This is a genomic window from Sulfuricurvum sp. PD_MW2, from assembly GCF_002633015.1.
GTDB lineage: Bacteria > Campylobacterota > Campylobacteria > Campylobacterales > Sulfurimonadaceae > Sulfuricurvum.
In genome coordinates, this window is record NZ_NSIU01000012.1 from 1 (window position 1) to 14,352 (window position 14,352).

16 protein-coding genes and 3 tRNA genes are annotated in these 14,352 nt (G+C 42.3%); 1 reads left to right on the top strand and 18 read right to left on the bottom strand.

Annotated elements, in window-relative coordinates; translation table 11 throughout:
• Positions 1–166: 166 nt before the first annotated feature.
• The 6 genes from CJD30_RS06780 to CJD30_RS06805 all read right to left on the bottom strand — a co-directional run bounded on the left by CJD30_RS06780 (position 167) and on the right by CJD30_RS06805 (position 3,257).
• Positions 167–1,159 carry a hypothetical protein gene (locus CJD30_RS06780; protein ID WP_294917697.1) on the bottom strand — a complete coding sequence of 331 codons (993 nt, stop codon included), beginning with the start codon at positions 1,157–1,159 and terminating at the stop codon, positions 167–169.
• Between the two features lie 121 nt (positions 1,160–1,280).
• The gene (locus CJD30_RS06785) at positions 1,281–1,793 is read right to left on the bottom strand and encodes a lipocalin family protein (protein WP_294917698.1); all 513 of its coding nucleotides are present in this window, start codon (positions 1,791–1,793) and stop codon (positions 1,281–1,283) included.
• 13 nt (positions 1,794–1,806) lie between these two features.
• Complete coding sequence (locus CJD30_RS06790) at positions 1,807–2,739, bottom strand: matrixin family metalloprotease (protein ID WP_294917700.1); 933 nt, start codon at positions 2,737–2,739, stop codon at positions 1,807–1,809.
• Between the two features lie 161 nt (positions 2,740–2,900).
• Positions 2,901–2,977 (bottom strand) — tRNA-Met (locus tag CJD30_RS06795).
• Positions 2,978–3,080: 103 nt separating this feature from the next.
• Positions 3,081–3,157 (bottom strand) — tRNA-Met (locus CJD30_RS06800).
• 25 nt (positions 3,158–3,182) lie between these two features.
• Positions 3,183–3,257 (bottom strand) — tRNA-Gln (locus CJD30_RS06805).
• A 159-nt stretch (positions 3,258–3,416) separates the two neighbouring features.
• On the opposite strand from CJD30_RS06805, the gene CJD30_RS06810 reads away from it, so the two are divergent.
• Entirely contained in the window at positions 3,417–4,454 is a 1,038-nt protein-coding gene (locus CJD30_RS06810; protein ID WP_294917702.1) for a bifunctional 3,4-dihydroxy-2-butanone 4-phosphate synthase/GTP cyclohydrolase II, read from the top strand.
• 9 nt (positions 4,455–4,463) lie between these two features.
• Here CJD30_RS06810 and CJD30_RS06815 read toward each other — a convergent pair whose 3' ends face one another.
• The 12 genes from CJD30_RS06815 to CJD30_RS06870 form a co-directional block, all read right to left on the bottom strand.
• Positions 4,464–4,850, bottom strand: coding sequence for a glycine zipper 2TM domain-containing protein (locus tag CJD30_RS06815; protein WP_294917704.1), 387 nt, complete (start codon positions 4,848–4,850; stop codon positions 4,464–4,466).
• Between the two features lie 15 nt (positions 4,851–4,865).
• Positions 4,866–5,624, bottom strand: a complete 759-nt coding sequence (locus tag CJD30_RS06820) for a hypothetical protein (RefSeq protein WP_294917706.1) — start codon at positions 5,622–5,624, stop codon at positions 4,866–4,868.
• A gap of 2 nt (positions 5,625–5,626) precedes the next feature.
• Positions 5,627–6,244: a penicillin-binding protein activator LpoB gene (locus CJD30_RS06825; protein ID WP_294917707.1), complete on the bottom strand. Its 618-nt coding sequence runs from the start codon at positions 6,242–6,244 to the stop codon at positions 5,627–5,629.
• Between the two features lie 12 nt (positions 6,245–6,256).
• Complete coding sequence (locus CJD30_RS06830) at positions 6,257–6,625, bottom strand: DUF1425 domain-containing protein (RefSeq protein ID WP_294917709.1); 369 nt, start codon at positions 6,623–6,625, stop codon at positions 6,257–6,259.
• The gene (locus CJD30_RS06835; protein WP_294917712.1) at positions 6,612–8,033 is read right to left on the bottom strand and encodes a hypothetical protein; all 1,422 of its coding nucleotides are present in this window, start codon (positions 8,031–8,033) and stop codon (positions 6,612–6,614) included. Before CJD30_RS06835 ends, CJD30_RS06830 begins: the two co-directional genes overlap by 14 nt.
• A gap of 76 nt (positions 8,034–8,109) precedes the next feature.
• A complete protein-coding gene (cysE, locus tag CJD30_RS06840; RefSeq protein ID WP_294917714.1) occupies positions 8,110–8,811 on the bottom strand; it encodes a serine O-acetyltransferase in 702 nt (233 codons plus the stop codon).
• Positions 8,812–8,820: 9 nt separating this feature from the next.
• Positions 8,821–10,650 carry a biosynthetic arginine decarboxylase gene (gene speA / locus CJD30_RS06845; protein WP_294917716.1) on the bottom strand — a complete coding sequence of 610 codons (1,830 nt, stop codon included), beginning with the start codon at positions 10,648–10,650 and terminating at the stop codon, positions 8,821–8,823.
• Positions 10,651–10,659: 9 nt separating this feature from the next.
• Positions 10,660–11,877, bottom strand: a complete 1,218-nt coding sequence (gene hisS / locus CJD30_RS06850) for a histidine--tRNA ligase (protein WP_294917718.1) — start codon at positions 11,875–11,877, stop codon at positions 10,660–10,662.
• Entirely contained in the window at positions 11,874–12,455 is a 582-nt protein-coding gene (gene tmk / locus CJD30_RS06855; protein ID WP_294917721.1) for a dTMP kinase, read from the bottom strand. The genes hisS and tmk overlap by 4 nt, the downstream gene beginning before the upstream one ends.
• A complete protein-coding gene (gene coaD, locus CJD30_RS06860) occupies positions 12,440–12,931 on the bottom strand; it encodes a pantetheine-phosphate adenylyltransferase (protein ID WP_294917848.1) in 492 nt (163 codons plus the stop codon). Before coaD ends, tmk begins: the two co-directional genes overlap by 16 nt.
• Positions 12,924–13,454, bottom strand: a complete 531-nt coding sequence (locus CJD30_RS06865; protein ID WP_294917730.1) for a UbiX family flavin prenyltransferase — start codon at positions 13,452–13,454, stop codon at positions 12,924–12,926. The genes coaD and CJD30_RS06865 overlap by 8 nt, the downstream gene beginning before the upstream one ends.
• Positions 13,451–14,314, bottom strand: coding sequence for a flagella basal body P-ring formation protein FlgA (locus tag CJD30_RS06870; RefSeq protein ID WP_294917732.1), 864 nt, complete (start codon positions 14,312–14,314; stop codon positions 13,451–13,453). The genes CJD30_RS06865 and CJD30_RS06870 overlap by 4 nt, the downstream gene beginning before the upstream one ends.
• Positions 14,315–14,352 lie beyond the last annotated feature (38 nt).

Genomic DNA, 14,352 nt, shown 5'->3' on the forward strand with positions numbered 1-14,352 from the left:
TTTAAAATGTATTAGATAGGTTCAGAGATGCTGATGTCTAGTGCTGAAGGCTCGATTATGTATAAATCATCAGACCTAGGAGTACATGATCACCCATTATAGTTATAAAACTATTCTGCATGTCTCAGGTGCGGTAGTGATTAAATGCTATAAACAAGAAAGATTTTTATTGTGCTTGTTCAGAGTCTATATTGTTATTGTCTACTTCAGAATCAGCTTCTTCAGCAGCCGGTGCTGCAGCATCAGATGTAGATACTGGATCAGCTGAAGGAGTTGCCGGTTCTTGAGCTGCAGGCGCTGATAAATTACTCATTGGCATGCTTTGAGTTGCTTCGTCAACCGCGTTGAACTCTTCGTTTTTTGAAGCATTATGTGTATATAACCATCCAGTAAAAACCGCAATGGCGACACCAATTCCAATAATCGATAAGAATATTTTTTTATCAGACGTAGTAAAGGTTTCATCCTCGCTATCAATAGGACGAGTATTTTTTTCAATTCTCATAAGTACTAAAATCATTACAAAGAGAGCAAATACGACAATCCCACTTCCAAATGCCATTGCACCTTGCATTTTATGAATTTCATTTGCCATGTTTTTCTGAGTAACCAAATCTTGTTCATGCTGATATTTTTTGAAAAATAATATTCTAGCTGCATTATATTCTTGCTCTATGGTCGCTTTTGAAAAACCGCCTGCTAGTTCATCAATCTGACTTAGAACGCTGATAGCGGTCTCTTGGTCATACGATGCAAAATCACCTAGAATTCCATTGGTTAGACTTTCTAATCTCTCTTTATAGTCAGGACTTGTAATTTCTATTCCCATAGTTTTGAATATTTTTGTCGCAATGCTCTTTGCAATATCTTTTCGTGCTTTCTCTTCTGGAGATAAGACAGGTTCTGTCGGTGGAGTTACAGATGAAACCTCAGTTCCAGTAGGTGCAGGTGTAGTAGCCGCAGGCGCAGAAGCTTTAATCACTTGGTTGATTTCATCTTTTGATACGGTTACCTTACTTGCTTTGGCTTCAAAGGTAGAGTCTAATGCCGCATAAAAACCTGCAATTGTAGCGATTAAAGCCAAAAATGCTATCCCAAATGTTACTACTCGAACAATTCGAAAGAAAATCTTTTTTTCGATTCTGTCAAATAAAGTCATATTATCCCTTTGAATGTGATTTGAGATTGTATCACTGTTGTTGATTGAAGAAAGTAAAATATGGAATTTTTGGCGTAATGATAAGTTTTGTCTGTTGGCCAGTTGGATAATCCGGAACTCTTTAAGGGTAAGTTGTCCAGTAAAGTTTATCAGGATCATATCCAAAGTTAGGAAGTGACGAGAGGATAAATGCTTTGTCGCTCTCCTTGAGCTTTTTGGTACGAGACAAAATCCAAAGGTATTTGCGATTTGGATCACCGACAACACTATATTGATAGTCATCACTTAGCATAATGACCTGATAATCGCCGTAAAATGGCCAAAAAAAAGTGACTTTGAGTTTCGAATTAGTGGTGTCAATAGCGTAAGCTTTCCCTTTCGCTTCATTGATCATCGTGTTAGTTGTATCAAAACATCGGTTGGTAACGTTGATATGAGCATCCTCTAAAGTATACTCGGCACTCGCTCCTGCACACCCTTTCTCAAAACGATTTTCATAACGGGCGATTTCGATCCACGTACCGCTGTAGCGCTCAGGATTTACGCTTTTTACAGTCTGAAGTGGAGGGTATGTAGAGATGGAACAACCACTCAAGGTAAGTAAAATTCCTACGAGTAAGTAAATTCTTTTCATATTAATCCTATGACTATTTTTTTGTTGAATTTGAACGGAAGACTTGATTAAATGCGTTGATGTCATCTGGTGTCAATTTCATTCTTTCTACTTGATTTGACTGTAAGATTGGATTCATAAGCGCCCCTTTTTCCTCGATGTGATTGACACCGACCAAATGCGCTATTTCATGAGCCAATATAGCTTTCAATTGATTCATATTGCCATCAAATCCATATATCTCTATTTTCTCCATCTCGTCACGATTCTCTTTTTCCACTATTTTTTTCCCATTTTGATAATAGGTTTTTACCATAGTGATATTTTTTCCAATCGCTTTCCCTTTGACTTCCATGATACTGTCTGACAGGGACTCAATGCGAACTACAAGAGAGTTGTATTGCCGTATTAATGAATTGTGTTTGCTGATGATGCGATTGAGTGCTTTTAGATCCCTATTATGACGGGCTCTATTTTGCGCATACCTTTTTTTGATTTGTGCTATTTTTGACTGTTCAGTATCTACCTTTTGTTTGATGGATGCATATTGTTCTTTTGATAGGGATGAAACAGTGCTATTCGTCTTTGAGATATAGCTGTTAAGATTTTGAATCGACTGGTTCAGTGCATTGGCTTCTGCATTTAATGTTTCTTGATTCTGATCAATAGTACTTTTTTCATCAGTAATCTGTACTTCCAGTAGGTTTATTTGTTTTTGAATAGAAACAATCTCTTCTTCATACCTTTTGAGCATTTTTCTTCTCTGAGATTCATTGGCAAACAAGATATTGATTGGAAGACCGTTTTCGGAGTATTCAAAAACACTGTATCCAAGCTGCCAATCAAATTGAGCCTTGATCTCTTGAATAAGAGTATAAAGTTGTTTCTGAGAGAGGGAGTCTTTGTATTGGCTGCTGATTGCACCAATTTTTACTTGTTGATAGTGTGCCATTGCCAATGTACTCAAAATAAATATTAGGAACAGATGTTTTATGGTTTATACCTTGTCTTATTTCATTATCGATAACACAATAGCGACAAATCGATTTGAAAAATTTGATATTTTGGCTTTAAATTAGAAAAAAGTGTTTTGCTTGATTATTATAAATGGTGTGAGTGGTGATGGGTTGGTTGCGGAAACAGGATTTGAACCTGTGACCTACGGGTTATGAGCCCGTCGAGCTACCGTGCTGCTCTATTCCGCGACATAAAATCTATTCCGTACGTTAGACTATTTTTATCAATGCTTAAAAAGATTCTGAGTTAATGGAAAAGCTCTGAAAGTTCGTATTTATCGATGTTTGTAGTTGGTTGCGGAAACAGGATTTGAACCTATGACCTTCGGGTTATGAGCCCGACGAGCTACCGGACTGCTCTATTCCGCGGTACGTCTTTTGTGTAAAAGAAAGGTGGATGGGGAAGAGGGATTCGAACCCCCGAATGACTGGACCAAAACCAGTTGCCTTACCGCTTGGCGATACCCCAATGTTCTCGTTAAGAGGCCGAAATTATAGACACTTTTGAATAAATTGTCAAGAGATTTTTGAATCAAGTAGTAAAAAAATATCATTTTTTTGTAAGTAATGGATTTTTAACCCTTTTACTCTATAATTCCTTACTATATTAATATAAAAAGAGTATTGAATGTCAGCAGTGCAAAGAGTATTGGATGCGATCGAGGAGTTTAAAAAAGGTCGTATGGTCATAATGGTTGATGATGAGGATCGTGAAAACGAAGGAGATCTGGTATATGCTTCTGTTTTTTCAACCCCAGATCATGTCAACTTTATGGCTACACACGCAAAAGGGCTCATTTGTGTCGCTATTAATCCAGCGATTGCCAAACGGCTTAATTTGGAGCCGATGGTAAAATCGAATACTTCGATGCATGAAACTGCATTTACGATTTCTGTTGATGCTACGGCAGCGACTACGGGTATCTCTACGGCTGAGCGGGATATGACGATCAAAATTCTTGCTAATCCATTGTCTCAGCCATCTGAACTTGTTGCTCCCGGTCATATTTTTCCGTTGATTGCAAAAGAGGGGGGAACACTTGTCCGAATCGGTCATACCGAAGGTTCAGTTGATTTGTGCCGACTCGCAGGTCTGGCAGAATCAGCAGTAATCTGTGAAATTATGAAAGAAGACGGGACGATGGCACGTCGTGATGATTTGGATGTTTTTGCAGAAAAACATAACCTTAAAACGGTCTATATCTCTGATATCGTTGAGTTTCGTCTTGCGAATGAAACCCTTGTCAAAGCAATATCTGAAGAAGAAATAGAGTTTTTTGGTGTACACGTAAAAAAATATGAGTTCGCAGATCATCAGGATAACCGTCATACAGCAGTTGTATTCTACAAAGCAGGCGAGACGGCGAACGTAAAAGTTCATAATGTTGTTCCGGATATTGATTTGTTGTTGAATCAGAGCAAATATACCCACTTGGTAGATTCAATCAACTATTTGAAACACAATAGCGGTGTGATGCTTTTCATTAACAAGCCTCAGCATCAGCAGGCCAATATGAAAGAATACGGGATCGGCGCTCAAATCCTAAAATCATTAGGGGTGAAGCATATGCGGCTGATAGCAGAGACAAAAACATCTGATTTTGCCGGATTAAGCGGTTTTGGATTGGATGTAGTAGAGACAATTAATCCCAGCGAAGGGATTTAAGAAAAAAAATCAGCGAACCGTATTACATTTACGAATGAGCTGATATTGCGGTGTCGAAGGAGTTTTCCCGGCATTCGCACCGATTGCCGTTCCGATTGCCGCACCGGCTATGGTAGCTGCGGTATTGCCGCTCCCACTCCCAAATTGGTGTCCTACAATTCCTCCTACGATTCCACCTACAACAGCACCGCCTACATTAGGGGTATTGTCGTTTTGTGAAACACCGCTGATGGGTACTTGCTCATACCAACATTGCTCTTGCGCAGAAGGGGTAGGCGCACTTTGGCTTGATGAATATGATGCCGGAGGAGCCATGTAGTAATCATTGCTTCCCGTATTTAAAATCTCTGCATGAGAGAGTGTCATAAAAGCGAGAAAAACAGCATAATATTTCATGTAAGCCTCTTTGTATTAGTCTACGAGACGTTTTCCCGGAGAATCTTGATAATCTACTTGGGTCGAGCGTTTTTTACCTGTCAATGTCTCGATCATCGATTCGGTCAGATCATCTACGGACATATCAACCGTTTCATCTACCGGAACCGGATCGTGCATATTGAATGTTTGTTGCGCTGTACCGGTGAATGTTTTGGCAAAGAGAACTTTACCGGTTTGTTTATTGGCAATTTGGATATGTACGGATGTGGTTGCACTGATAGAATAGCGCTCTTTACTTCCATCAGGAACAAGTCTTGGTTTGCTGCAGCGCATTGCTTTGATCGAACCGCTTAAGACATTTTCTCCTGATTTTGACATCGAGATACCTGCATCGTTGAAGGCAGTTTCGATAATGCTGGTCATTTTATCCGAATACATTACTTTTTCAACCATCACGGTATCATTATAACGACTCGCCGTTGCTTTATGGTGCTCTTTGTAGTCTTTATACTCATTATCACGTTTGGAACTTACATTAGCAGATGCGGCTGCATTGTAGCTGAAAAAGCCTGCGCCGGCTTGATGGGCACTAAAGGATGCACCTTCATCTTCTTTGATAGATCCGTCTTTGTTATGAGAGACCTCTGCAACGCTGTGTTCAAAATCCTGAACGACAACATAGTTATAGGTTAAAGGTTTAACCTCGACACTTTCACCCGATGGAAGAATAGCGGCACTAAGTACAATAGAAGTTGTACATAAAGCCGCAAGGGTGTATTTAAAAAGTTTCATATTTACCATCCGACAGAAGATTTAGAGGTCACTTTTCGGATCTCTTTTTCATCAGCCCATAGAATTTCCCCGCTTTGCGGATCGACAAGTTCCAATGAAACGTTGTAATAAACATCTTTGACATCATCATTCGCTTTTTTGATCGAGCGGACATTTCCGGTGATGATGTAATCTGAATCAGTCATCGCTTTCATTTTTGTTTTCGTCGTTGCGGTTGTTGTCAAATCACGCTCTGCACTGACTTGATTGAGATTAGCCGTATCTGCGAGAAAGCGGACTTGTCCCGATTTAAGCAGTTTGATACGGATTTTATCGGTAATCGCTTTGGTATCGATGTGCTCATACGTAAGGTTATTCACGGTACGGAGACGAACTTTCGGTGGTTGTTGCGCTTTAGAGATATAACGCGTTTCTAGGAGCGATTGGGTCAATGTTTCGGCAGTTGATTGCAAGTCTGATGAGCCAAAATCGGCCGTAACCGTTTCAGCCGCTTTAGCATCACCGTATTTTACGTTTGATGATGCGCCTACCATTCCGGCTCCGCCGGTTGCACATCCGCTCATTAGGAATGAAGAGAGAATCAATGTTGTTGAGAGAGAAAGTTTTGTCAATGTTGTCATGTTTTGTTTTCCTTATTTATTTGGGGTTGAAATGATAATACGATAGTCGGTTACATCAGGGCGATTTGCCATATCAACAACACGAATTTGCTGTTTTCCGATGATCGTGAACGGTTTCCATGCCGTTTGATCGACAACGATACCGCGGCTGTCAATCCACTCTACCTGATATACCATCCCTTCAACTTCCGTATTGTCTTCATTTTCGAACGTTGCGGCTACTTTTAAGAATTTTCCTTCTTGGAAACTTTTGTGTTCTTTGAGAATAACACGTTCTTTTCCGATATAGTGTTCTTGGTTTTTACCTGCACATCCGCTCATTCCAAGAAGCATAAAACTTCCTACAGTGATACTCAAGAGTGTTTTTTTAGTATTCAACATGATCAATCCTTATGTTATCGTTGGTGATGTAAGAGACAAGAACAAGAACCCCTTTTTTATCTTTTGGAAGGGTGAACGATTCTTGCCGATCGTTCAAAGTGATGGTTAAAGTTTCCCCTTGAATGGCTTCGAACTTAGAGAGGTAGCCTGAATTCGGAAGGAGCTCCCAGTTACGAAAACCTGAATCCGCAATTGAACTTCCAACGTCCATTGCTAATGATGCCATAAGTCCCCCAAAAGCACCAAAATTATCGGAAGCTTGTTTGGCGACGACCGCTTTTGCCGTAGCTCGTACTACCGCTTTTGAGAGTTCCCCGACAAATTCATCTTTGAGTGTTTTGTAGGCCATTGCATTGGTTTGAAGTAATCGAGGAGGCTGGAGGATGAGTTTATTGGTGGATATTGTTACTACGCTCACGTCATTTATTGGCGGATTGTATGCCGGAAGATCGATACTGGCATAATTCGCACCGTTAAAAAGAGGAAAACGAATTTTTTCAATTTTAACGGCAGGGGCTTCTCCGGCTAAGACGACAACTGTCACATCCATTTTGTCAATTTTAGGTTCGATTGCTTGGACTAGGGGTTGCTGAGTACCTTTTTTGCCTTTTTGTACAGGCGGCTGTTTTGGTTTTGCAACAGTCTCAACGGCAGGTTTCGGAAGTTTCACAAATGCTTTTGAAACATCGGGATTTAGGCTAAGGGCTCGTTTTAGGCTCACTTCTCCCAATTTTTCGCTTGGAAATGCAATGTCGGTAATGATACTGCTGAGGGTATAGGAAAAAGGATCTTGATAGCTGTTGGCCAAACTGCGAATACTCGGGTCTTCAAGCATGGCAGCCATTGAATACTCACTAGGAATAGAAGAGACGTTGTTTCCCTCTTTTTCGGCTTTGGCTTGTTCTTCTGCAGCTTCTTTGATTTTTGCTTCTGTTTCACTCAACCAGAATTCTTGGCGTTGTTCCATCCGTCGCATCTCTACCGATGCCCCTTGAAAATTACCGTTCATTGCATAATTGAGTGCATTGAGCGTATGCATCAAAGAGCGTTCATACCCTTTTCCGTAATAGGTTTCAGCCCCTTTGGATAAAAAAGTCGATCCTAAAAAAGAGCCGATATTGCGAAGGCTTACTTTTGCACGATTCTCGTATTCATCCAAAATTTCAAACGATTTTTGAAAGGAGTTGATCGATGCGTTAAAATCACCGTGAGCCTGTTGCATACGAGCAAGATTGAGCCAATACCAAAACTCGCTTTGATCGGAGGTGTCATCACGGAGAGTGGATAACGTCTGATCAAATTGAGGCTTTGAGAGGCTGGAACGCAGTGCATTCGAATCGAGCGATGTAGCACTGAGTTGGAGTGCACAAAGCAAAGAGCACGTTACGATATGGAGCCTGTTCACCATTAAAAACCTTTATTAGACAAAAATATTAAGGGTTCATTGTAATGGCTTTAGGATTAAAAAATCTTTAACGGATCCCTTAATTTTTCATAGCCTTGATAAACGATTCATAGATGTTTTCGAGTTGCAAATCTTGTTCTAAAATCTCAGAATTGTCTTGAACCATATAGTGTTCAAGAACAGCGACTCTGCGGAGAAGATACTCAAACATCTCTTTATTGATATCTGGGAGTTTGTTGTGGCTAAATGGGTCTTTATCGCGCCCCTTTTGGATAACATGGGCAGGAATACCGATCGCGGTAGAATTATCGGGTACTTCACGTACAACGACGGAATTGGCACCGATTTTGGAATTGGCTCCGATTGTGATGTTCCCGAGAACTTTTGCCCCGGCACCGATTACGACACCGCTTTTGATCGTCGGGTGACGCTTTCCGGCAACAAGACTTACTCCACCCAGGGTGACACCTTGATAAATCAGTACATCATCTTCGATAATCGTTGTTTGACCGATAACGACACCGAACCCGTGATCGATAAATACCCGTCTTCCGATCGTAGCACCGGGATGGATATCAATGTTTGTAAAGATTTGGTTGATCCCCATGAGTATGCGGGCAATCGATTTGAAGCCATTGCGATAGAGACGATTCGAAATACGGTACCAAAAGATAGCCCATACACCTGGATAGTTGAAGAAGAGTTCTATTCGCGAACTGATAGCGGGATCATTTTTGTAAACATTTGAAAAATCTTCCGCAATCTCTGAAAAAAGTCCCAAATTCAATCCTTATCGTGTGGTTCGCAGATACCCGTTTTGGTACAGGTACATTTCGAGTTTTTGAAGTGTATCACTTTTTTCTTCTTCTGTCCTAAAATCGCTCAAGGCAAGTTTATTCTTAAGGTTTGTCAGAAGTTTGGAGGAATCGTATCCTATATCTTCGAGGATATTGAGGACATTATCCGATTCGGTAAAGTTTTCAATCTCATATCCGTTGTCGTTGATAAGAATCGTACATTCGCTCGGGTGGGTAAATAGATTGTGATTCATCCCCAACGTTTCTTGATACGCTCCGACGTTGAAAAAGGCCAAGAAATACTCCTCCTCGTCCAAATCAATATCGTGCAGATACAAAGGGGTTTCGGGTTTGAACCGTATCTCACCGTCGCTATCGCAGGTGATATCCCAAAGTGACGCAGCACGGATCGCAGGAACATCAAGGCGATCGAGCGGCATGATCGGAAACTGCTGCTGCAAGCCCCAATAATCTGGAATACTCTGGAAAATGGAGCTGTTGATCAAGTAGCGCTCTTGGAGTTTTACTTGAAGCCGCTCAATATCAGGAAGAGGGTTGTCCTGAGAGAGATAGAGCGATTTTTTGATAATCTGATGCACTAAAATCTCGGCATTGGAACGATCCTGAAGATCAATATGTCCGAGATTGAAAAGAGTGAGTAACGACTCCATATGATCGAGAGCATCATGCATATACTCGATACACGTGCGTGGAGAGAGGAGGGAATTGAGTTCTCGAAGCTCTTCGATCAGTGGAGGGTTCTGCTCTTTGAGCTTGAGCGATTTCTCCTGATAGTCGTGACTGAACAATTCTAGAACGGGGGCAATCAAAACCGAGTGGGAAGCAACGATAAAGCGTCCGGATTCGGTGAAAATATCGGGATGGGCAACCCCTTTGGCGTTCATTATTTCACGAAGCAAAAAGACGACGCTGTTTGAGAACTCTTCTAGGGTATAGTTACGCATACGTGTAGAGGTGTGTTGAGAGTATTCTACCGCCAAACCTCCACCGATATTGATGGCACTCAGGTTGTCCGCGCCCATTTTTTTGAGTTCGGCATAAATGTTGCCCGCTTCACGCAGTACCCGTTTTAAGGTAGCAATCTCTTGCATCTGGCTTCCGACATGAAAATGGATCATGGTAAAGTGCTCTAGCATATTGCTCTCGGTGAGCATTGCCATCGCTTCGATCAACTCGGTAGACGTTAGTCCGAATTTCGCACTTAGACCGCTGCTTTTTGCCCAAATACCGCTTCCCTCCGATTGAAGGCGTACACGGATACCGATATTAGGGACTTTGAGATTACAGCTTTGGGCAACGTCGATAATCCACTCCAACTCACCGAGACCTTCAATCGTGATGGTGATGTTGTGCCCCATTTGTGCGGCCATAAATCCAAGTGTAACCATCTCTTCATCTTTGAATCCGTTGACCGTAATAGGTGAACCGATGGGAGTTTTGGCCATAGCGAGGGCAAGTTCGGCTTTTGATCCCGCTTCCAATCCGTAGCAGTAGCTCTCACCGTGCTCGACGATAGCGTCAACCGCTTCGGGAAATTGGTTTACTTTGAGAGGAAAAACAGCATTGAATTTTCCGGTGTAGTCATTTTCAAAAATAGCGCGGCGGAAATTGGAATAGAGCGCATCAATCTGTTTTCCGATAAGGTGCGGAAAACGTAAAATAAGTGGACCGCGAAGGTTGGTTTTTCGCACTTTTTGGGTGATTTCAAGAAGGGATGGGGAACTTTTATAGTTGACCTTGATCTTCCCTTGGTCAATCATAAAGTTATTTTCGCCCCAAATATCGATACCGTATGTTTTCATCACCGCTCCTTAGGCAAAAAATTCATTCAAAGGGATAAGCTTTTCGTTTTTTTCGACCAAATCTTTGACCCAAATACTGTTTTGGTTCAGCTCATTCTCACCGATAATAGCACAATAGCGGGCATTAATGCGATCGGCTCCTTTGAGATGATCTTGAAGCTTTCTAGGTTTATACTCCACAACCGCTTTTTGGTTTCGGCGTGCTTTTTCCGCCGCTAAAAGGATAGGTTTTATCGCCGTTTCATCCATGGCACCAAAATAGTATCCCTCACGCACTGATTCTGGCATAACGATGAGCTCCATCAAACGCTCGATTCCCAGCGCAAATCCGACAGCCGGTGTCGGTTTGCCGTCCAAAAATTCGATAAGACGGTCGTAGCGTCCACCTCCGGCAATCGCACTCTGGCTGCCGATATTATCGCTGACAAATTCAAATGCCGTTTTCGAATAATAATCCAATCCGCGTACGAGATTTGTATCGATTTCATACGCGATAGCGTGCTGATCCAGGATCGATTTGAGGGTTTCAAAATCGCTTTGGCATCCTTCGCAGAGATGATCGATCAATTTCGGAGCATTGAGATAGAGACTTTGGCAGTGTTCGTTTTTACAATCAAGGACCCGAATAGGGTTGGTGAGTTTACGACGCTCGCAGTCTCCGCAGATTGCATCGCCGCAGCTGTCGATGAAACTAACGAGCTTTTCGCGATAGGCCGGCATACAGTGTTGATCACCCAGTGAGTTGAGTTTGAGGCGATATCCGATTCCCAACGCTGTGAGAATATCGGAGACCATCATGATCATCAGAGCATCTTCATAGACGGATGCTACCCCGAAGCTTTCGATCCCGAATTGATGAAACTCGCGTAGGCGGCCTTTTTGGGGGCGTTCGTAACGAAACATCGGTCCGTGATAATAAAAGCGGTGGATTCCCCCTTTTTTATCGAGCTTGTGCTGGATAAATGCCCGAACGACACCCGCCGTCCCCTCCGGGCGCAGACATACATCATTTTCACCTTTGTCGATAAACTGATACATCTCTTTGCCGACGATGTCGCTGCTTTCTCCGACGGAGCGTTTGAACAATGCCGTTTCTTCAAGCAGTGGCGTTTCAATATAGTGAAAGCCGTATCGCTTGGCGATGGTAGAGGCAGTAGCTATAAAGTATTCAAAACGTTCATAATCCTCAGAGAGAATATCGTTCATTCCGCGCAAAGATTGGATCATAAGGCTCCTTTGATACAGGTGGTAATTTCAGATGTAATGGTATCGATAGATTGTGTCGCATCGATGACGATGGTCGGGATACCCAAAGCGTACGCCGAAGCGATAAGGGCATCTTGGATACTGAGCAAATACTCGATACCGCGTGATTCGATCACATCGTGTTCTTTTTGGCTCAAACGAAAACTGAGCTCTTGTGGTGTCAGTTTCAAAATAAAGACCGTGTCGGGAAGAGTCCCGTTAGTGGCAAGTCGGTTAAGCATCACAAGGGTCGATTCGTCACAGAGGTTTTGAACACTTGCGTATGCCATCCCTGATACGGCGGAGCGATCACTGATGATAAGTTTGTTCATATTGGGCAATATGACCGATTCGGTATGTTCGGCACGATCGGCTAAAAAGAGGAGCAACTCCGCAGTTTTACTCGTCAAATTACCGTGGAGAACCATATTTCGGATCTCGGCTCCTGCAGGGGTCCCTCCCGGTTCTTTGGTAATCAGCGCCTCAGGAAAAAGGGCGCGAAGCGCTTCAATCTGTGTGCTTTTTCCTGCCGTATCGATCCCCTCTATTGCAATGTACATGATTTCATACTTCCGATAACATTTTGGACCGGTTGTGGAAGCAAGTGCTCTGTTTTACCGTTGAATTTAAGGAGATTGCGAACGATGGACGAACTGATAAATGCATGCTTGAGTTTGGGCATCAGATAGACGGTTTCGATGTTGGGATCGAGTGAATTATTAAGATAGCCCAATTGCAATTCAAATTCAAAATCGCTCACGGCGCGCAACCCGCGTATCAGCACGGTCGCGCCGAGGGTATTGGCAAGTTCTACGGTGAGATTATCAAATCCGACCACAGTGACACGGTCTAAATCCCTTACTGCCAATTTAACCATGTCGACCCGCTCTTGCAGGGTGAACATCGGTTTTTTTTCCTGAGAATCGGCAACGGCTACAATCACTTCGTCAAAGAGTCGGATACCGCGTTCAATAATATCAAAATGACCGTTCGTGATAGGATCGAAAGTTCCGGGATAAAGGGCGATTTTATGCATGAGAGTCATCCCAACGTTTGTAAAGATTATTTTGTATCCCCAGCAGATCAAGCCATTTGCCGATCATGAAATTTTCCATCGACTCCAAATCTTCTTGATCTCCGTAGTAAGCAAGAACGGGAGGCGCGATGATCACTCCCATCATGGAAAGTTTGTACATATTCTCCAACGCGATAGGTGAAAAGGGGATTTCACGCGGCGCAAGTACGAGAGTTCGGCGCTCTTTGATCATCACCGCCGCAGCACGAGTGATCAGATTGTCGGCTATACCGCACGCAATTTTAGCGAGCGTATTCATACTGCAAGGGGTGATGATCATGGCATCTGCTCCATAAGAACCGGATGCTACGGATGCCCATATCTCATCGTTTTGGTGAAGAGTAATGTTTTCCTCTTTGTCCAGTACGATGGATGCGTGTTCGGAGACAATGAGATGTTTTTTTATCTCATGTGGAAGTGCATGGAGGAATTTGAGCCCTAGTCCCGCACCGCTTGCTCCGCTGATACCGACCACGATTTTCATTGTAGTTCCACCCGATGCTCTCCGATCACTTTTGCTTTGACTCTGCTGCCGTCATTTTTTTGGATCGTAATAATATCATAGAGTTGTCCCTCTTGTGTTGCAACAGCCCCAAACTCGACAACGACAGCATCACTTTTGACTTCGACGATAACTTTTTCATTTTTTAAAACGGGGGGTATTTTTTCAATGTTACGAATGGTCAAAAGTTGTCCTGCTTTGAGGTTCGAGCGAAAGCGAGAGGGCTCATTGGGTAAGAGTGTTAGGGGCGTATCTCTAAAAGAGGCGAAAGGTACTTGTTTTATCAGAGTATTAAATCCGTTGAGTGGATCACGCATGGAAACTTTTTGATTGGTATGGAGAATATTGATGGTAGCACGTACGGTGTAGTCAAGATAGTGACGGGTACCGCTTTCGTCAATAATGTAGAAAGTTCCTTTGCCGTTTTGGAAAAAGCGTTCATCAAATACACCACGTGCTTTTTTCGGGAGGGATTTTAGATATCCTCTGGGCGAAATAGTGATCTCTTCGATTCGAATGGATGGATATTGGGCACTCAACAGTGACTCGAGTTGAGTTTTTAAGGGAGTAAAATCGACGGGGCTGAGCTGTGTAAAATTAACATACCGAACGTTTGCCGTATCGATTTGAAGACCATTGAGTTCAAAGGTTTTAGTAATAATTTGAGCATTGATCCGGTACTGTGTTTTGTCATCCGGAATTTTCAACACTTCAAATTTTTTTTGGAGTTCAGGAAAGAGATCATTGGAATAAACTGTAGAATTTGTATAGGTATAGTTCTCTTGAAGCGTGTAAGCATTTAGGCTTAAAAAAATAGATGCTAAAAAAAGAAATTTATACATTGCGCAATTGTAACATAATGAGATTTCTTTTTCATACG